Source organism: Microbacterium sp. NPDC056044, from assembly GCF_042267145.1.
Lineage (GTDB): Bacteria > Actinomycetota > Actinomycetes > Actinomycetales > Microbacteriaceae > Microbacterium.
This window is the reverse complement of sequence record NZ_JBHJWZ010000004.1, coordinates 587,036-605,107: the sequence shown is the minus strand read 5'-3', so window position 1 is coordinate 605,107 and position 18,072 is coordinate 587,036. Positions and strand designations below refer to the sequence as shown.

Sequence of the window (18,072 nt, the reverse complement as noted above, 5' to 3'; positions counted from 1 at the left end):
TCACACGCCGATGCGGAGCGTCGGCAGACCCAGCGATACCGCGCGCGGCGCGCCGGACTCGCCCGCCGGCGCCGGGATGCCGCACGACTCGGCCTGCGAACGGTCCCACGCGTCGCCCGAGCGCGTGCGGCGGATGCGCAGCGGCGCGCCGTCGGTCGAGTCGGCGAGCAGGTGGAACGGCGCGGCGTGCGTCACCACGACCGAGACGACGTCGCCGGGCCGCGGGATCTCGGAGCCCGCGGGCACCTCGAAGTGCACCAGACGGTTGTCTTCGGCGCGGCCGGTGAGCCGGTGGGTCTCGGCGTCCTTCTTGCCCTCGCCCGTCGAGACCAGCACCTGCAGCTCGCGGCCGAGCTGCTTCTCGTTCTCCTCGCGCGAGATGCGCTCCTGCAGGGCGGCGAGACGCTCGTAGCGCGCCTGCACGACCTCCTTGGGAACCTGGTCGGGCATGGTGGCCGCCGGAGTGCCTTCGCGGATCGAGTACTGGAAGGTGAAGGCACTGGCGAAGCGCGCCTGCTCGACCACGCGCATCGTGTCTTCGAAGTCCTCGTCGGTCTCGCCGGGGAAACCCACGATGATGTCGGTGGTGATGGCGGCGTCGGGCATCTTCTCGCGGACGCGATCGAGGATGCCGAGGAACTTCTCGCTGCGGTACGACCGGCGCATCGCCTTGAGGATGCGGTCGCTGCCGGACTGCAGCGGCATGTGGAGCTGCGGCATGACGGACGGCGTCTCGGCCATCGCGTCGATGACGTCGTCGGTGAACGCGGCCGGGTGCGGGCTCGTGAAGCGGATGCGCTCGAGGCCTTCGATCTCGCCGGCGGCGCGCAGCAGCTTGCCGAACGCCTGGCGGTCGCCGAACTCGACGCCGTACGAGTTGACGTTCTGGCCGAGGAGGGTGACCTCCATGGCGCCGTCGTCGACGAGCAGGCGGATCTCGTTCAGGATGTCGCCGGGCCGGCGGTCCTTCTCTTTGCCACGCAGGCTCGGGACGATGCAGAACGTGCAGGTGTTGTTGCAGCCGACCGAGATCGACACCCATCCGCTGTGCACGCTGTCGCGCTTGGTCGGCAGCGTCGAGGGGAAGATCTCGAGTGCCTCGAGGATCTCGAGCTCGGCCTCGCCGTTGTGGCGCGCACGCTCGAGCAGGCTCGGCAGCGACCCCATGTTGTGCGTGCCGAAGACGACGTCGACCCACGGCGCCTTCTGCTGAACGGCGTCCTTGTCCATCTGGGCGAGGCACCCGCCGACGGCGATCTGCATGCCGTCGTGCTTGTCCTTACGGGACTTGAGGTGGCCGAGCGTGCCGTACAGCTTGCCGGCGGCGTTGTCGCGCACCGCGCAGGTGTTGATGACGACGACGTCCGCCTCTTCGCCCACCTCGGCGCGGACGTAGCCGGCACTCTCGAGCGAACCGGAGAGGCGCTCGGAGTCGTGCACGTTCATCTGGCAGCCGAACGTGCGCACCTCGTAGGTGCGGGCACGCCCGTCGACATCGTGCGCCGCCTCGGAGGGCGCGATGAGAGTCGGGGTGGCGGAAGGCGAAGACATGATCCGCCCATTCTACGAGCCGCGCCTGGGGACGGAGGCGGGGACGGATGCTGCGCCCCGGCCGGCACGGACGCGTCCGGGGTCAGTCGAACCGCACGCGCCCGGTGGGACGCATCGCCTCGTCGAGCGCCTGCCGCGCGGCGGTGAGGGCCGACGAGCCGCCGTACCCGCGTCGCGCGAGCTGGCCGGCGAGGCGACGCAGTGCGACGTCCCGCTCGAGCCCGCGCATGGAGCCGGCTTTGGACCGTGCGAACTCGAGCGCACGCTCGGCGTCGTCGTCGGGCAGCTCGGCCAATGCGGCGTCGGCGATGTCGCGCGGCACCCCCCGCTTCGCCAGGCTCTGCGAGATCGCCTGGCGCCCCTGGCCCTTGCGGTCGACGCCCGCGTGCACGACCTGCTCGGCGAGCCGGGCGTCGTCGAGGTAGCCGCGCGCGAGGAAGGCGTCGAGGATCGCCTCGACGCCGTCGCTTCCCAGGTCGCGCTGACCGAGGTACGTCTTCGCCTCCGAGACGGAGAGCTGACGGGCGCGGAGCTTCTTCAGAAGGCCGAGCTCGGCCGTGCCGGCGGGGTCTGCGTCTTCTCGCTGGCCGGCGCGGCGTCCGCCGGAGCGCGCTCTGCCGGCCCATTCGGCGTCGAGGTCGATCGGACGCGCCTCGCGCTCCGGCTCGTCCCGAGGGCCGGGATCGTCGTCGGGCTCCGTCTGCCACGCCGCGGCAGGCGTGGGCGATGCCGGGGCGGCAGACGGCTCGGCCACGGACCACGAGTCCGCCTCGCCACGACGCACCGGGACGCGGTCGTCGAGCTGCTGACGGACGTCGGCCGCGGTCTTGGGGAACGTCCTCGCCCCGCGGTCGCCGAAGAGGGAGGTCACAGGGGCGAGTCCGCCGCCGTGCTCGGTGTCGGACTCGCCCCCGCTGTCGACGAAGCGGACCATCACGCCGGGCGGCGCGCCGCCAGCTCGTCCGCGACCTCGCCGGTCGCCTTCGGCACGCCGATGCCGAGCTTCGTCTTGATCTTCGTCTCGATCTCGGCCGCGACATCCGGGTTCTTGAGGAGGAAGTTGCGCGCGTTCTCCTTGCCCTGCCCGAGCTGCTCGCCCTCGTAGGTGTACCAGGCACCGGACTTCTTGACGATGGCATGCTCCACGCCGAAGTCGATGAGGCTGCCCTCACGCGAGATGCCGACGCCGTACAGGATGTCGAACTCGGCCTGCTTGAAGGGCGGAGCCATCTTGTTCTTGACGACCTTGACGCGGGTGCGGTTGCCCACCGCCTCGGTGCCGTCCTTGAGGGTCTCGATGCGACGGATGTCGAGACGCACCGAGGCGTAGAACTTGAGCGCCTTACCGCCGGCGGTGGTCTCGGGCGAGCCGAAGAACACGCCGATCTTCTCGCGCAGCTGGTTGATGAAGATCATCGTGGTGTTGGTCTGGTTGAGACCACCGGTGAGCTTGCGGAGGGCCTGCGACATGAGACGTGCCTGCAGACCGACGTGGGAGTCGCCCATCTCGCCTTCGATCTCGGCCTTGGGCACGAGTGCCGCGACGGAGTCGATCACGATGAGGTCGATCGCACCGGAGCGCACGAGCATGTCGGCGATCTCGAGCGCCTGCTCACCCGTGTCGGGCTGCGAGACGAGCAGCGCGTCGATGTCGACGCCGAGCTTCTGCGCGTAGTCGGGGTCGAGCGCGTGCTCCGCGTCGATGAAGGCCGCGATGCCGCCGGCGCGCTGGGCGTTGGCGATCGCGTGCAGGGTCAGCGTCGTCTTACCCGACGACTCCGGTCCGTAGATCTCGATGATGCGGCCGCGCGGGAGACCGCCGATGCCGAGCGCGACATCGAGGGCGATCGAGCCGGTGGGCACGACCTCGACGGGGGCGCGCTCGTCGCTGCCGAGGCGCATCACCGAGCCCTTCCCGAACTGCCGGTCGATCTGGGCGAGGGCCGATTCCAGGGCCTTCTCGCGGTCAACGGGTGATGGCATGACGTGCTCCTCAGTGCTCGCGTTCCGTCGCCTGTAGGCTGTCGCGCTCCGCCCCGGTGGGACGGATGCTGCGACAAGGCGTGAGGTGTCGTTCGACGCTGTTCACGTTAGGGAGGGGTTCCGACATCCGTCTTCGCTCCCTCCGAGTCCGTGGAAAACACGCTCTCGACACCTGCTGTGCAGGAGCCTACGCGGATCTCGAACACTTCTTCGATGACACGCCGTGGCGCGGACACCGAGAAAGGTCGGCGGGCGCGGTCAGCGGCGGGGCTCGAGCCGACCGACGCCGTACCGGCGCTCGGCGGGAACATCGAGCTCTTCGCACAGCGCGAGCCACACCTCGCGGGGATCGACGCCGGCATCGATCGCCTCGGCGGCCGTGCGGCCGCCCGCTTTCGACAGGTACAGATCGGTCACGACGGCGTTCGCGCGGACGCCGAACTCGTCGCTCACGGCGCGGTTGAACTCACTACGACGCATCGGGAGAAGCGGCGCGATCAGCGCAGCGACAGCTCGGCGTCGACCGAGGCCACGAGGTCGTCGGGGACGACGTCGGGGAAGGTCTGCAGGCCCTCGAGGACCGAGATGCGGTCGCCCACCTCGCGCATGATGATCGAGATGGGAACATCGAGCGCCTCGGCCACCGACGCGAGGATCTCGCTCGAGGCCTCTTTCTGGCCGCGCTCCACCTCGCTCAGATACCCCAGCGCGACACTCGCACGACTGGCGACCTGGCGGAGGGTCCGCCCTTTCTGCTGGCGGAAATCACGAAGCACTTCGCCGATCTCTTGACGTACCAGGATCATCAGGGCCCCTCCTCACTTCTGATTCCACCGTCGTCCGGGTGGCCAACAGTACAGCACCGGATGATGTCAATCTAATCCCGTGAACTGGGCAATGGGTGGGAATCTCCGAATGTAACCGAGACGAAACACCATCTGTTCCCGGACTCGGTGTCACGGTTCACGGATGCCTCCCACCGCGGTCAGAGCGAGCTCCAGCGCACTGCGCACCGTCGCGGTGCGGATCTCATCGCGCGTCCCGGTCAGCTCGAGGAACGACGCCACGGTCTCGTCCGGGGTCACGACGGCGATGTGGACGGTGCCGACGGGCACGCCGTCCTGTGGGTCGGGGCCGGCGACTCCGGTCGTCGAGACGCCCACATCGGCCCGCAGCGCGCGGCGGACGCCCTGCGCCATCTGCACCGCGACGTCGGCGTCGACGGGGCCGCGTGCGGCCAGCAGATCGGCGTCCACGCCCAGCTGGCTCGCCTTGACGTCGGTGGCGTACGCGACGATGCCGCCCCTGACGTGCGCGGAGGCCCCCGGCACGTCGACGAGGGTCGCGACGACGCGCCCGCCCGTCAGCGACTCTGCGGCCGCGATCGACCAGCCTCGCCCGTCGAGCGCCTGCAGCACCGCAGCGGCGAGGGGCGCAGCATCCGTCACGCGTCCCTCCGCTTCGCGCGGGCGGCGCGCATCTCGGTCACGATGTAGTCGATGCCGCTCGCGATCGTGAGGATGACCGCGATCGTCATGAGCACGCCGTTGACCCAGAAGATCCAGTCGCCGACGACCGTCCACAGCGGCAGGAGGGCGATCGAGAGCGCCAGCCCCTGGGCGAGCGTCTTGAGCTTGCCCATCCAGGCGGCGGCCAGCACGTGGTCGCCCACGACCATGAACCGGTACACGGTGATGCCGATCTCGCGGACGAGCACCACGATGGTGATCCACCACGGGAGCTCGCCCAGGATCGAGAGCCCGATGAAGGCGAAGCCGGTGAGCACCTTGTCGGCGATCGGGTCGAGGAGCTTGCCGAGATCCGTGACGATCTCGTGCTTGCGCGCGAGGTAGCCGTCGATCCCGTCCGTGGCGATGGCCACGATGAACAGCACCGCCGCCCACCAGCGGAGGGCGCCGTCCGCTCCCCCGTCGGCCAGGAGCATCCACAGGAAGACCGGCGCGCACAGGATGCGCACGATCGTGATCGCGTTGGGCAGCTGCCGGGGGATCGCCATGGCCCGAGCCTATCGGCGCGCCCCGGTCGCGGCGGTGCAGCGGGTCAGTCGCGGCCGGTGAGACCCCATGCGTCTTCGGAGCCGTCGTCGTCGCTCTCGACGACCGGGTAGCCGTCGTACTGCGAGGCCACGGCATCCGTCCCATAGCGATCGTCTGCCGCCGCAGCCGGCGCGGCCGGCGCCGACGCCGGGGCGGACGCCTCGACGGGCACGTCCTCGCCGCGCAGGCGCGCGAGCACCGACGGCAGCTGCTCGACCGTGACCAGCACGTCACGGGCCTTGGAGCCCTCGGACGGGCCGACGATCTCACGGGACTCGAGGAGGTCCATCAGGCGGCCGGCCTTCGCGAAGCCGACACGGAGCTTGCGCTGGAGCATCGACGTCGAGCCGAACTGGCTCGACACGACGAGCTCGGCCGCCGCCAGCAGCAGCTCGAGGTCGTCCCCGATGTCGGCATCGATCTCCTTCTTCTCGGCCACCGCCGCCACGTCGGGACGGTACTCCGGCCGCGCCTGGTTCGTGACGTGCTTGACGACGGTCTCGATCTCGCTCTCGCTGACCCACGCGCCCTGCACGCGGAGCGCCTTCGAGGCGCCCATCGGCAGGAACAGGCCGTCGCCCTGGCCGATGAGGCGGTCGGCGCCGGGCTGGTCGAGGATGACGCGGGAGTCCGTCACGCTCGTTACCGCGAAGGCGAGGCGCGAGGGCACGTTGGCCTTGATGAGGCCCGTCACGACGTCGACCGAGGGTCGCTGGGTCGCGAGCACGAGGTGGATGCCCGAGGCGCGCGCGAGCTGCGTGATGCGCACGATCGAGTCCTCGACGTCACGCGGGGCCACCATCATGAGGTCGGCGAGCTCGTCCACGACCACGAGCAGGTACGGGTACGGCTTCAGCACGCGCTCGCTGCCGGGCGGCAGCGTGATCTCGCCCGCGACGACGGCCTTGTTGAAGTCGTCGATGTGGCGGAAGCCGAACGACGCGAGGTCGTCGTACCGCATGTCCATCTCCTTCACGACCCACTGCAGCGCCTCGGCGGCCTTCTTGGGGTTCGTGATGATGGGGGTGATGAGGTGCGGAACGCCCGCGTACGACGTCAGCTCGACGCGCTTGGGGTCGATGAGCACCATCCGCACATCGGCAGGCTTGGCGCGCATCAGCAGGCTCGTGATCATCGAGTTCACGAAGCTCGACTTACCGGAGCCCGTGGAGCCGGCGACGAGCAGGTGGGGCATCTTCGCCAGGTTCGCGATGACGTAGCCGCCGCCGACGTCCTTGCCGACGCCGATCGTCATGGGGTGGGTCTGGCTGGTCGCCGTCTGCGAGCGCAGCACGTCGCCGAGCGTCACGATCTCGCGGTCGGTGTTGGGGATCTCGACGCCGATCGCGCTCTTGCCCGGGATGGGCGCGAGGATGCGCACCTCATTCGAGGCCACCGCGTAGGCGATGTTGTTGGTGAGGGCGGTGATGCGCTCGACCTTGACGCCCGGGCCGACCTCGATCTCGTACTGCGTGACTGTCGGGCCGCGCGAGAACCCGGTGACGCGCGCGTCGACCTTGAACTGCTCGAGCACGCTCGTAATCGCCCGCACCGTGTCGTCGTTCGCCTGCGAACGCGCCACGTGCGGCGACCCGGCGGCGAGCGCGTTGACCGACGGGAGACGGTAGGGCGCGGACGGCGAGTCGACCGACGCCACGGAGCCGATGCCGTCCAGGCCGGGCAGGGTGCCGTCGTCCTCGATGACCTCGGCGTCGTCGCGCAGCGAGGTACGCGACGAGGTCGCCGCCTTCGCCGCCGACAGCACGCCGGGATCGATGACCTCGGTCAGCGCGTCGGTCGCCGGTTCGGGCGCCGGCGAGACGGACGGCATCATGGCCTGCTCGAACCCGCCCTGCGACGAGCCCGCGGGCAGCAGCTCCGTGAGGTCCTGCGAGCCGAGCCCGTCGTCCGGGTCCTTCTCGCGTCCTGTCTTGTTGCGACGCCAGAACGGCAGGGACGAGTCGCCCTCATCGTCCGCAGCGGACGGGGCCGCAGCATCCGTCGTCGCCTTCTCTTCGCGCGGCTCGGCGCCGAACATCCAGGCGTACAGCTCGCCCAGGCGGCGCCCGATGCGGTTCGGGGGCGTCTTCGTGATGATCAGGATGCTGAGCACGGCCAACAGCGACAGCACGACGTACGCGCCGACGTCGGTGAGCACCGTCGCCAGCGGCTCGCCGAGCATCCAGCCGAAGAGCCCGCCCGCCTCGCTGAGCGTGGGCAGCCCCTCGCTCGGCTGCGGGCGTCCGCCGGCGACGTGGCAGAAGCCGGCGATCGTCAGCACCAGCAGACCGAATCCGATCCCGACGCGCCCGTTGTCGTGGACGGAGGACGGATGCCGGAACATCCACCCCGCGAGCAGCAGCAGGAGCACCGGCATGACGAAGGCCTCACGGCCGATGAGCATGCCGACGGTGTAGGCGCTGATGGTCTGGGCGACCTCGTTGCCGATGAAGAACCATTCGTTCACGGCTCCGGCGATCGCGAGCAGCACGAGCAGGAACGGGAAGCCGTCGCGGCGCTGCTCCTTCTCGAGCGACTCGGGGCCGAACGCCCGGAACAGGGCTCCGGTGGCGTGCGCGAGGCCCATCCACGCCCGCGCGATGACCGGCGGCCGGTCGGGTTCGTTCACGTACTTCTTGGGTGCGGGTGCCGGCTTGGCGGCCGCGGGCTTGCGCGCCGACGACGACGCGCTCGAACGCGCGTTCGCCGACGCGTTCGAAGACGCGCGCGACCCCTTGGTCGGGCTTGAGCTCCTGGCCATCCCCCCACGGTAGGCCGACTCCCCGACATTTGCCCGGAACCACGCCGCCCTCCGGCCGGAGGCCCGGCGCGTCGCGCACGGCCGCGACGACGGATTGCTCAGCGCAGGCGCTTGACCATGGTGTCGCGGCCCGAACCGCTCTGCGTCACGGCGAACCCCTCGCTGCGGTACAGCGTCGCCGCGAAGTTGTCCCGCTCGACGCTGAGGCTGATGCGCGCGAAACCCTGTGCGCCGGCGTGCTCGCACAGGCGCTGCAGCAGGGCCCGACCCACGCCGTGGGCGCGCCAGATCGGCCGCACCCCGATGATGAGCTCGGGCACCCCGGTGCCGACGTAGCCGAACCCGGGTTCGTCGCGCGGCAGCATCCGGTACCAGGCGGCGCCCACCGGCTCGCCGTTGGCGTCCTCGGCGATGAAGCCGGCGTCGCCGGGGCGCATCCAGCCGGTGACGTACCGCCGGTGATCCGCCCCGCCGATCACCTCGTGGCGGGGCTTCGCCCCACCCTGCCGCCAGTTCGCCGCCTCGACGACCATGTCGCCGAGGAAGGCGCCGTCCGCCGACACGGCGGGACGGATGCGGAACGAGGAGGCCACGGGGCGATCGTACGGGCCGCGTGTTACATCGCGATGACGGCGACGGATGCCGCGGCCCGGGGCCCGCTCACGCCTCGATGACGAGCGGGACGATCATGGGCCGTCGGCGCAGCGACTGGTTGACCCAGCGGCCGATCGTGCGGCGCACCACCTGCGACAGCGCGTGCTGGTCGCGGACGCCGGACTTGGCGGCCTCTGCGAGCGCGGCCGCGATCTTCGGCTTGACGTCCTCGAACACGGCGTCGTCCTCGGCGAACCCGCGGGCGTGCACCTCCGGCCCCGAGATGACCTTGCCTGTCGAGGCGTCCACCACGACGATCACCGAGATGAAGCCTTCTTCGCCGAGGATCCGGCGGTCCTTGAGGTCGGCATCCGTGATCTCGCCGACGGTCGACCCGTCGACGTAGACGAAGCCGAGGTCGAGCTGGCCGACGACGTGCGCGTCACCGGCTTTGAGGTCGATCACCGTGCCGTTCTCGGCCAGGATCGTGCGCTCGGGCTCGATGCCGGTGTCCTGCGCGAGGCGCGCGTTCGCCATGAGGTGGCGGTACTCGCCGTGCACCGGCAGCACGTTCTTGGGCTTCAGGATGTTGTAGCAGTAGAGCAGCTCGCCGGCGGCGGCATGGCCCGACACGTGCACCTTGGCGTTGCCCTTGTGCACGACGTTGGCGCCGAGCTTCGTCAGCCCGTCGATCACGCGGTACACCGCGTTCTCGTTGCCGGGAATGAGGCTCGACGCCAGGATGACGGTGTCGCCAGGCCCGGGCTCGATGGCGTGGTCGAGGTTCGCCATGCGGCTGAGCACGGCCATCGGCTCGCCCTGCGAGCCCGTCGACATGTAGACGATCTTGTCGTCGGGCAGGTCGCGCGCCTTCTTGTAGTCGATGAGCACGCCCTCGGGCACGTGCAGGTAGCCGAGGTCCTCGGCGATCGTCATGTTGCGCAGCATGCTGCGGCCGAGCAGGGCGACGCGACGCCCGTGGGCGGCCGCCGCGTCAAGCACCTGCTGTACGCGGTGCACGTGGCTCGAGAAGCTCGCGACGATGACGCGACGCGGCGCCTTACCGATCACCTGGTCGAGCACCGGGCCGATCGAGCGCTCGAGGGGTGTGAAGCCCGGCACGTCGGCGTTGGTGGAGTCGACGAGGAAGAGGTCGACGCCCTCCTCCCCCAGGCGCGAGAAGGCGCGGAGGTCGGTGAGCCGGCCGTCGAGCGGCAGCTGGTCCATCTTGAAGTCACCGGTGGCGAGCACCAGACCCGCGGGCGTGCGGATCGCGACCGCGAGCGCGTCGGGGATCGAGTGGTTGACCGCGACGAACTCGAGCTCGAACGGACCGAGGTTCTCGCTCTGGCCCTCCGCGACCGTCAAGCTGTACGGCTTGATGCGGTGCTCCTTGAGCTTCGCCTCGGTGAGCGCGAGGGTCAGCCCCGATCCGATGATCGGGATGTCGCCCTTCAGCTTCAGCAGATACGGCACCGCGCCGATGTGGTCCTCGTGGCCGTGCGTGAGCACCACCCCGACGATGTCGTCCAGCCGCTTCTTGAGCGGCTCGAAGTCGGGCAGGATCAGGTCGACGCCGGGCTGGTGCTCCTCGGGGAACAGCACGCCGCAGTCGACGACGAGAAGCTTCCCGCCGTACTCGAACACCGTCATGTTGCGGCCGACCTCGCCGAGGCCGCCGAGCGGGACGATCCGGAGAGTTCCTGCTTCGAGCTCCGGCGGGTCGTACGGGGTGGTGGGCATTGCGAAGCCTCCTCCGGGCGCTGGGACGCCCGTCATCTGCGCGCCGCCGCCGATTCCGCGACGGCGCGATTCGTTATCTCGTGGTGCCCGAGACCTTCGGCAGTGCGCCGCCGGCGGCGGCGTTGCGGTCGGGGCGGAAGTTCGAGAAGTCGGCGCCGGGAACGTCGCTCACGAGGGCGAGCTCGTCCTCGATCTTCGCGGCCTCCCACTCCTCCGGTCCGACCAGCGGCAGACGCACGCGCGGGCTGCCGATGCGGCCGAGGCCGTGGAGGATGTACTTCGCCGACACGGTGCCGGGCACGTGCGTCATCACGGCGCGCACGAGCGGCTCGAGCTGCTGGTGCGCGGCGGTGGCGGTCTTCAGGTCGCCGGCGTTCACGGCGTCGACGATCGCGCGGTACGGCTGGGCCGCGATGTTCGCGGTGACGCCGATGAGACCGGTCGCGCCGATCGCGAGATGCGGCAGCACGTTGGCGTCGTCGCCCGAGAAGTACATCAGGTCGGTCTGGTTGAGCACGCGGCTCACCTCGCTGAAGTCGCCCTTGGCGTCCTTGATGGCGAGGATGTTCGGGTGCTTGGCGAGGCGGAGGATCGTCTCGTACCGGATCGGAACGCCGGTGCGGCCGGGGATGTCGTACAGGATCACCGGCAGATCGGTCGCGTCGGCGACGAGGCGGAAGTGCGTGAGGATGCCGGCCTGCGTGGGCTTGTTGTAGTACGGCGTGACGATCATGATGCCGTCGGCGCCGACCTTCTCGCTGGCCTTGTAGAGCTCGATCGCGTGCGCGGTCTCGTTGGAGCCGCCGCCCGTGATGATCTTGGCGCGGCCGGCGGCGACATCCTTCCCGACCTCGACGAGGCGGATCTTCTCCGCATCGGTGAGGGTCGACGTCTCACCGGTGGTGCCGGTGACGACGATGCCGTCGGCGCCCGCGGTGATGACGTCGTCGATGTGCTTCTCGACAGCGGGCCAGTCGACTTCGCCGTCGGCCGTCATCGGGGTGACGAGCGCGACGAGCACCTGTCCGAAGGGATTGCCCGTATGCGTCATGCACTCAGGTTATCTGGCCGCCGCGCCCCGGCGCGCCCGGTGACGCTCTTGCCCGCCCGCCGCCCTCTCCCCACTCTTCACCGAAACACGGGTTCGTCACACGACACGCCGGGGCGCAGCATCCGTCACCGGCGTGTCGTCGTCACCGACCCGTGTTTCGGCAGGCCGGCGAAGGAGGGGGACGGATGCTGCGTGCCGACCCCGCGGCGAGTCAGACGGCGGTCACCACGTGAGGCCGGCGGTGCTGCGGTGCAGGTTCCGCGAGACCGCGGCGAGGATCGCGGCCTCGACGACCTCCCACTCGTGGACGATGAGCGCGTAGTCGAACCGCAGGGAGACGAAGCCGAGCGCCATGGCCACCGCGTCCCGGACGCGGTCACGGTGCCGGGAGGGTCCTTCGTGGGTGTCGCCGTCCGCCTCCAGGATCAGACAGTCGCCGCTGACGAAGTCGACGATGCCGACTCCCGGAATGGCGACTTGCGGCGTGAGGACGAGCCCGTGCTTGCGCAGTCGCAGCCGTACGAGGGACTCGAGTCCGCTGTCGGCGTCGGAGCGGGCGAAGTCCACGAGCCATCGCGATGCGGCCGGCAGGCTGAGCTTCAGACGCTCCCGTGCCTCGTCATCGATCAGGCTCTGTCGCAGCGCCGATTCGAGCGCAGCGAAGAACGCCTCCTCGCCCCGGCATGCGAGGATCTGCCGGAGGCAGTGGAGAAGTCCGACGCACGTCAGAGTCGGCTCGTCGAGGGCGACGTCGCGGTGGAACGCGCAGCACGCACGGTCGTCGGGCTCGGGGTGGATGGCGATCCGCATGGGGTGATGCTTCTCGTCGATCCAGGTGTGGACGGGTTCCTGGTCTCTGTCGTCGAGAATCCACAGCCCGTAGGCACGTCCTGCCGTGACGCACGCGATCCGGCCGCGATGGCTCAGCGCCTCGACCGTGGCGGGCGGAGTCGCCGGTGTCACGTAGACGCCGACCCTCGGCCGCAGGAGGAGACCCTCTTGGCGCGCACGAGTGAGGTCGCCCTTGCGGACGCCCTGGGCGACGACGTCGCGCGTGCGTGCAGCACCTCCGAGCATCTCCACAACGGCCACGGCGGATTCGACGGTCATGCCTCACCGTGGCGCGGTCGGCGGGCCGCCGGAGCCGTGCGGGCCCCGTCCGGGGATAACCTCCAGCACACGACTCCTGTGGAGGAACCGGCGGCACGCTCCCCCAGATCACTCCGGCGGACCGGCCACCGTCTTCTCCCCTCCCCTTCTCTCCCCCCCTTCTCTCTCCTCCCCTTCTCCTCCCTGTTGCCGAAACACGGGTTCGTCACACGACACGCCGGGGCGCAGCATCCATCACCGGCGTGTCGTCGTCACCGGCCCGTGTTTCGGCAAGAACCAGACTCGGGTGCCCGACGAAGGCAGGGACCTCTACGTAGGGAGCGAGTCCGGACGCTCACCGGGGTGGGCGGCCGGCGTCTGTTGCCGAAACACGGGCGCATCACACGACACGCCGGGCCGCAGCATCCATCACCGGCGTGTCGTCGTCACCGACCCGTGTTTCGGCAAGAGAGAACCGAGAGGGGAAAGAGGGACCCCGGGGTGCGGGGGTCAGCGGCCCCGCTCGCCGAGGCGGGCGGCGAGGGACGGCGGGGCGAAGCGGGCGAGGGTCACCAGCAGCTTGTAGCGCAGCGACGGGATCGAGACGGCCGCGCCGCGGGCGGCGTCCCGCAGGGACTCGGCCACCACGGTGCCGGCATCGAGCCACATCGCGTCGGGCACGCCCTCTTGCCCCGGCGGGAGTCCGAGGCGCTCGTGGAAGTTCGTGTGCGTGTAGCCGGGGCACACGGCGGTCACCGTGACGCCGCGCGGGCCGTACCGGCCGTTCGCCCAGCGGCTGAAGCTCACGAGCCAGCCCTTGCCGGCGCCGTAGGTCGAGCGCGGGATGAACGCCGCGACCGACGCGACGTTGATGATGCGGCCGTGCCCACGCGCCAGCATCGCGCCCAGCGCCGCATGCGTGAGACGCATCGGCACCTCGACGTGCAGCTCGAGGTGACGCACCTCGTCCTCGATGTCGTTGCGCTCGAACGCCAGCGGCAGCCCGAACCCCGCGTTGTTCACCAGGATCTCGATGGGACGGGCCTCGTCGGCGACGCGCGCTTCGACCCGCTCGCGCTGGCGGCGCTTCAGAAGGTCGGCCGCGAGCACCTCGACCTCGACGCCGTAGGTCGCGCGCAGCCGGACCGCGAGCTGCTCGAGCGCATGCCGGTCGCGGGCCACGAGCACCAGGTGCGCGCCCTTCGCTGCGAGCTGGCGCGCATACTCCGCGCCGAGCCCCGAACTCGCACCGGTGACGAGCGCCGTCTTCGCCATGCCAGGTCAGCCTTCCGCCGAATCGACCTGCGCCGCGCCGACGGCGGGACGCACCAGTCGCAGGAAGCGATAGCGGATGCCGCCACCCGACGTGTGCCAGCCGTCGACCGGGTCCGTCGAGGCCGTCGCCCAGCCGGCGCGGTCGGGGGCGAGCGTGTCGCCGCGCACCGCGACGTCGAGCTCGGTGACCTCGAGGAGATCGGCGAGGTCGATGGCGTCGCGGAACAGCTGCCCGCCGCCGATCACCCAGATGCGCGTGGGCGCGCCCTCGTCGGCCAGGGCCAGCGCGGCCTCGAGCGAGCCGGTGCGCTCGGCGCCGGCATCCGTCCAGTCGTCCTGCCGGGTGATCACGATGTTGCGCCGCCCCGGCAGCGGTCGGAACCGCGCGGGGAAGGACTCCCACGTGCGTCGCCCCATGACGACGGGCTCCCCGAGGGTGAGGGCCTTGAAGTGCGCGAGGTCTTCGGGCACGTGCCACGGCATGCCGCCGTCAGCGCCGATCACCCCGCCGTGCGCCTCGGCCCAGATCAGGCCGACCGGTGCCGTCATACCGCCACGGCCCCGCGGATCGCGGGGTGGTGCTGGTAGTCCTCGAGCACGAAGTCGTCGTAGCGGTAGTCGAAGATCGACTCGGGCGTGCGCGCGATGCGCAGCGTCGGGTAGGGGTATGGCTCGCGCGTGAGCTGCTCGCGCACCTGCTCGACGTGGTTGTCGTAGATGTGGCAGTCGCCACCGGTCCACACGAAGTCGCCCGGCTCGAGCCCTGCCTGCTGCGCCACCATGAGCGTCAGCAGCGCGTACGACGCGATGTTGAACGGCACGCCGAGGAAGAGGTCGGCGCTGCGCTGGTACAGCTGGCACGACAGCTTGCCGTCGGCGACGTAGAACTGGAACATCGCGTGACACGGCGCGAGGGCCATGTCGGGGATGTCGGCCGGGTTCCATGCCGACACGATCAGGCGTCGGGAGTCGGGGTTCGCCCGGATCTGGTCGAGCACGAGCGCGATCTGGTCGATGTGCTCGCCCGACGGCGTCGGCCACGAGCGCCACTGCACGCCGTAGACGGGACCCAGCTCACCCGCGGCATCCGCCCATTCGTCCCAGATGGTGACGCCGTTCTCTTGCAGCCAGGCGACATTCGACTCGCCCCGCAGGAACCACAGCAGCTCGTATGCGATCGATTTGAAGTGCACGCGCTTGGTCGTGATGAGCGGGAAGCCCTGCGACAGGTCGAAACGGATCTGCCGGCCGAACGCGCTCGTCGTGCCGGTGCCGGTGCGGTCGTCCTTGTGGGTGCCGTGGTCGAGCACGTCGCGCAGAAGGTCTTCGTACGGAGTCGGGATCGGCGTCGTCACGGCTGCCACGATACCCTCGGCAGCCGACATGACGGCCCTGCCCGCGCCGCCCGGACTCACGGCCGTCACCCCCGAATTGTTACGGCTCGCCGGACATATTGGCCGTTTCGGCCTCCATTCAGGTGAAAGGGGTTAGCCTGATCTGCTGTGAACCTCGTCGGCGCCCTCATCGCCCTCGCCGCGCTCCTCGCGGCGACGGTGGCACTCGGTGTCTTCCTGAACTGGCGACAGTCCCACGCCCGCCGCAACGTCGAGCACGAGGTCGTCGAACCTCACCGTCTCGGCGCCGACGGACTCGGCGAAGTCGCCACCCTCCTCCAGTTCAGCACCGAGCTCTGCGCCCGCTGTCCGGGCGTGCACCGCACGCTCGCGGCCATCGCCGACGACCACGAGGGCGTGCGCCACCTCGACGTCGATCTCACCCACCGCCCCGACATCGCCAAGCACTTCCACGTGCTGCAGACACCCACCACGCTCGTGCTGGACCGCAACGGCGTCGTGCAGACCCGCTTCGGCGGCGCCCCCGGCCGCGACGTGCTCGAACTCGAGCTCAACCGGCTGATCGCAGAAGACGCGAATGTCTGAACGAGTGGATGCTGCGCCCCTGCGCGGCATCGATCCCCGAGGTCCGCGCTTCGCTGCGGGGATCACCGCCGTGCTGCTCCTGATCGTCGTGTTCCTCGGGCTCACCGGCCTGTCGACGGCGCAGACGGCTGAAGGCTGGGCGATCTCGTCGGCGAGCATCGCCGACCGGGTGCTCGACCCCGCGTTCCTGCTCCTGCTCGCGGCCACCCTCCTGTTCCTCTGGGGTGTCATCTCCCCGCGCACGGCGCCGTGGGGTGTCCTCTACCGCAAGGTCGTGGCGCCGAAGCTCTCGCCGCCGACCGAGCTCGAAGACCCGCGCCCGCCGCGCTTCGCCCAGGGGGTCGGCCTCTTCGTCTCGGCCCTCGGCCTCGTGCTGCAGCTCTTCGGCGTGCCGTGGGCCCTCACCATCGCCGCGGCGGCGGCGTTCATCGCGGCGTTCCTCAACGCCGTCTTCGGTCTCTGCCTCGGCTGCCAGCTGTACCTGCTGCTGCAGCGCGCGGGCATCATGGGGCGCGCGCGCCCGGCCTCGGCCTGACGCGCCTGCCGCCCGTCGCATGGCGAGGGACGCAGCATCCGTCAACCCATCGCGAGGTGTCGGCCCCACACCATAGGCTGACGCGTGACGCCCGGCACGCGGGCGACCCGCCACCGAGGAGGCCCACATGACCGTCACGAGCGAAGCAACCACGGCGTGGAAGGGCGGGCTGTTCGACGGCTCCGGTGAGACCACGTTCGTGTCGTCGGGCCTCGGGACCTTCCCCGTCAACTGGAAGGCCCGCAGCGAAGGCTCGACGTCGGTCACGACGCCCGAAGAGCTCATCGCGGCGGCGCACGCGTCGTGCTTCAGCATGGCGTTCTCGCTTGCGCTGGCCGAGAACGGCACTCCTCCCGAGTCGATCGACACCACCGCGTCCGTCACATTCAAGCCGGGCACCGGCATCACCGGCAGCCATCTGAACGTCAACGCGGTCGTACCGGGCCTCGAGCCCGAGGACTTCGAACGTCTCGCCGAGGCCGCGAAGCGCGGCTGCCCCGTCTCGCAGGCCCTCGCGGGCATCGAGATCACCCTCGAGGCGACGCTTGCCTGAAGGCCGTCCCACGGGTGACGGCGGCCGGCGGGTCGTCGTCGCCGGGGCGTCCGGCCTCATCGGCCGGGCGCTCGTCGACAGTCTCCGCGCCGACGGCGTCGAGGTGACGACCCTCGTGCGCCGGCAGGCCGAGACCGCGCACGAAGTGGAGTGGCTCACGACGGCCGAGCCGCTGGATCCGGCGGTGCTCGACGGCGCCGACGCCGTCGTCGGGCTCAACGGCGCGAGCATCGGGCGGTTCCCCTGGACGCCGGCGTACAAGGGCACGCTGCTCTGGTCACGCATCGCGCCCACCCGCGCGCTCGCCCGTGCGGTGCGCGAACTCCGCACGGATGCGCCGCACTTCGTGTCGGCCTCGGCAGTGGGCTACTACGGCTCGGTCCCCGGTACGCGTCTGACCGAGGACGCCCGCCGCGGCGAGACCTTCCTCGCGGATCTCTGCGGCGAGTGGGAGGCCGCCGCGTTCGGCGCGGGGACGGATGCTGCGGTGTCGGTGCTGCGCACGGCGCCGGTCGTGCACGCCGACGGCGTGCTGAAGCCGCTGATGCTCCTGACGAAGCTCGGCGTCTCGGGGCCGATCGGCCGCGGGACGCAGGCCTGGCCGTGGATCTCGCTCGACGACGAGGTGCGTGCGATCCGGCACGTCATCGATTCGCGTCTCAGCGGGCCGGTGAACCTGAGCGGGCCGACCCGCGCCACCGCCAACGACCTCGGCTTCGCGCTCGCCGTGCGGATGAACCGTCCGTTCCTGCTGCGCGCGCCGGTGTGGGGCATGAAGCTCGCGCTCGGCGCGGACGCCACCGAGGCGATCCTCACGTCCGACGCCCACGTCGTACCGGAGGCCCTCGAGGCGTCGGGCTTCACGTTCGCGCACCCGACGGTCGAGGACGCGGTCGCGGCGGCCGTGCCCGCGGCATCCTGATCCTCGTCCTCACCCCGG

Annotated in this window: 19 protein-coding genes; 4 read left to right on the top strand and 15 right to left on the bottom strand. The window is 70.5% G+C overall.

All coding sequences use genetic code 11. The annotated features are described in order from the left end of the window. The 15 genes from miaB to ACFC1I_RS14615 all read right to left on the bottom strand — a co-directional run bounded on the left by miaB (nucleotide 1) and on the right by ACFC1I_RS14615 (nucleotide 15,489). Nucleotides 1-1,551 (bottom strand): tRNA (N6-isopentenyl adenosine(37)-C2)-methylthiotransferase MiaB, encoded by a 1,551-nt coding sequence (gene miaB / locus ACFC1I_RS14685; protein WP_376010741.1) that lies wholly within the window; start codon nucleotides 1,549-1,551, stop codon nucleotides 1-3. Between the two features lie 82 nt (nucleotides 1,552-1,633). Beyond that, the gene (locus tag ACFC1I_RS14680) at nucleotides 1,634-2,485 is read right to left on the bottom strand and encodes a regulatory protein RecX (protein WP_376010738.1); all 852 of its coding nucleotides are present in this window, start codon (nucleotides 2,483-2,485) and stop codon (nucleotides 1,634-1,636) included. Then, on the bottom strand, nucleotides 2,485-3,534 hold the full coding sequence (gene recA / locus ACFC1I_RS14675) for a recombinase RecA (RefSeq protein ID WP_056370073.1): 1,050 nt from the start codon (nucleotides 3,532-3,534) through the stop codon (nucleotides 2,485-2,487). Before recA ends, ACFC1I_RS14680 begins: the two co-directional genes overlap by 1 nt. Before the next feature lie 258 nt (nucleotides 3,535-3,792). Continuing rightward, a complete protein-coding gene (locus tag ACFC1I_RS14670) occupies nucleotides 3,793-4,014 on the bottom strand; it encodes a DUF3046 domain-containing protein (protein ID WP_376010735.1) in 222 nt (73 codons plus the stop codon). A 17-nt stretch (nucleotides 4,015-4,031) separates the two neighbouring features. After that, the gene (locus tag ACFC1I_RS14665) at nucleotides 4,032-4,340 is read right to left on the bottom strand and encodes a helix-turn-helix domain-containing protein (RefSeq protein WP_018172206.1); all 309 of its coding nucleotides are present in this window, start codon (nucleotides 4,338-4,340) and stop codon (nucleotides 4,032-4,034) included. A gap of 150 nt (nucleotides 4,341-4,490) precedes the next feature. After that, nucleotides 4,491-4,982 (bottom strand): CinA family protein, encoded by a 492-nt coding sequence (locus ACFC1I_RS14660; RefSeq protein WP_376010732.1) that lies wholly within the window; start codon nucleotides 4,980-4,982, stop codon nucleotides 4,491-4,493. Then, a complete protein-coding gene (gene pgsA / locus ACFC1I_RS14655) occupies nucleotides 4,979-5,551 on the bottom strand; it encodes a CDP-diacylglycerol--glycerol-3-phosphate 3-phosphatidyltransferase (RefSeq protein ID WP_376010730.1) in 573 nt (190 codons plus the stop codon). The genes ACFC1I_RS14660 and pgsA overlap by 4 nt, the downstream gene beginning before the upstream one ends. Before the next feature lie 44 nt (nucleotides 5,552-5,595). After that, complete coding sequence (locus tag ACFC1I_RS14650; RefSeq protein WP_376010727.1) at nucleotides 5,596-8,352, bottom strand: DNA translocase FtsK 4TM domain-containing protein; 2,757 nt, start codon at nucleotides 8,350-8,352, stop codon at nucleotides 5,596-5,598. A gap of 98 nt (nucleotides 8,353-8,450) precedes the next feature. Beyond that, nucleotides 8,451-8,945, bottom strand: coding sequence for a GNAT family N-acetyltransferase (locus ACFC1I_RS14645; RefSeq protein WP_376010724.1), 495 nt, complete (start codon nucleotides 8,943-8,945; stop codon nucleotides 8,451-8,453). Between the two features lie 67 nt (nucleotides 8,946-9,012). Next, nucleotides 9,013-10,689 (bottom strand): ribonuclease J, encoded by a 1,677-nt coding sequence (locus ACFC1I_RS14640; protein WP_376010721.1) that lies wholly within the window; start codon nucleotides 10,687-10,689, stop codon nucleotides 9,013-9,015. A gap of 73 nt (nucleotides 10,690-10,762) precedes the next feature. Next, the gene (dapA, locus tag ACFC1I_RS14635) at nucleotides 10,763-11,740 is read right to left on the bottom strand and encodes a 4-hydroxy-tetrahydrodipicolinate synthase (protein ID WP_376010718.1); all 978 of its coding nucleotides are present in this window, start codon (nucleotides 11,738-11,740) and stop codon (nucleotides 10,763-10,765) included. A gap of 222 nt (nucleotides 11,741-11,962) precedes the next feature. Further along, nucleotides 11,963-12,850, bottom strand: coding sequence for a DUF559 domain-containing protein (locus ACFC1I_RS14630; RefSeq protein WP_376010715.1), 888 nt, complete (start codon nucleotides 12,848-12,850; stop codon nucleotides 11,963-11,965). A gap of 489 nt (nucleotides 12,851-13,339) precedes the next feature. Next, nucleotides 13,340-14,104 (bottom strand): SDR family NAD(P)-dependent oxidoreductase, encoded by a 765-nt coding sequence (locus ACFC1I_RS14625; protein ID WP_376010712.1) that lies wholly within the window; start codon nucleotides 14,102-14,104, stop codon nucleotides 13,340-13,342. Between the two features lie 6 nt (nucleotides 14,105-14,110). Next, the gene (locus ACFC1I_RS14620) at nucleotides 14,111-14,653 is read right to left on the bottom strand and encodes a dihydrofolate reductase (RefSeq protein WP_376010709.1); all 543 of its coding nucleotides are present in this window, start codon (nucleotides 14,651-14,653) and stop codon (nucleotides 14,111-14,113) included. Then, complete coding sequence (locus tag ACFC1I_RS14615) at nucleotides 14,650-15,489, bottom strand: thymidylate synthase (protein WP_376010902.1); 840 nt, start codon at nucleotides 15,487-15,489, stop codon at nucleotides 14,650-14,652. The genes ACFC1I_RS14620 and ACFC1I_RS14615 overlap by 4 nt, the downstream gene beginning before the upstream one ends. A 117-nt stretch (nucleotides 15,490-15,606) precedes the next feature. Here ACFC1I_RS14615 and ACFC1I_RS14610 point away from each other — a divergent pair, with 117 nt between their 5' ends. From ACFC1I_RS14610 to ACFC1I_RS14595, 4 genes are all read left to right on the top strand, one after another. Continuing rightward, nucleotides 15,607-16,044: a TlpA family protein disulfide reductase gene (locus ACFC1I_RS14610; protein WP_376010706.1), complete on the top strand. Its 438-nt coding sequence runs from the start codon at nucleotides 15,607-15,609 to the stop codon at nucleotides 16,042-16,044. Continuing rightward, nucleotides 16,037-16,579 (top strand): DUF4395 domain-containing protein, encoded by a 543-nt coding sequence (locus ACFC1I_RS14605; protein ID WP_376010704.1) that lies wholly within the window; start codon nucleotides 16,037-16,039, stop codon nucleotides 16,577-16,579. The genes ACFC1I_RS14610 and ACFC1I_RS14605 overlap by 8 nt, the downstream gene beginning before the upstream one ends. A gap of 127 nt (nucleotides 16,580-16,706) precedes the next feature. After that, nucleotides 16,707-17,132, top strand: a complete 426-nt coding sequence (locus tag ACFC1I_RS14600) for an OsmC family protein (protein WP_376010701.1) — start codon at nucleotides 16,707-16,709, stop codon at nucleotides 17,130-17,132. Continuing rightward, on the top strand, nucleotides 17,125-18,054 hold the full coding sequence (locus ACFC1I_RS14595; RefSeq protein ID WP_376010698.1) for a TIGR01777 family oxidoreductase: 930 nt from the start codon (nucleotides 17,125-17,127) through the stop codon (nucleotides 18,052-18,054). The genes ACFC1I_RS14600 and ACFC1I_RS14595 overlap by 8 nt, the downstream gene beginning before the upstream one ends. Nucleotides 18,055-18,072 lie beyond the last annotated feature (18 nt).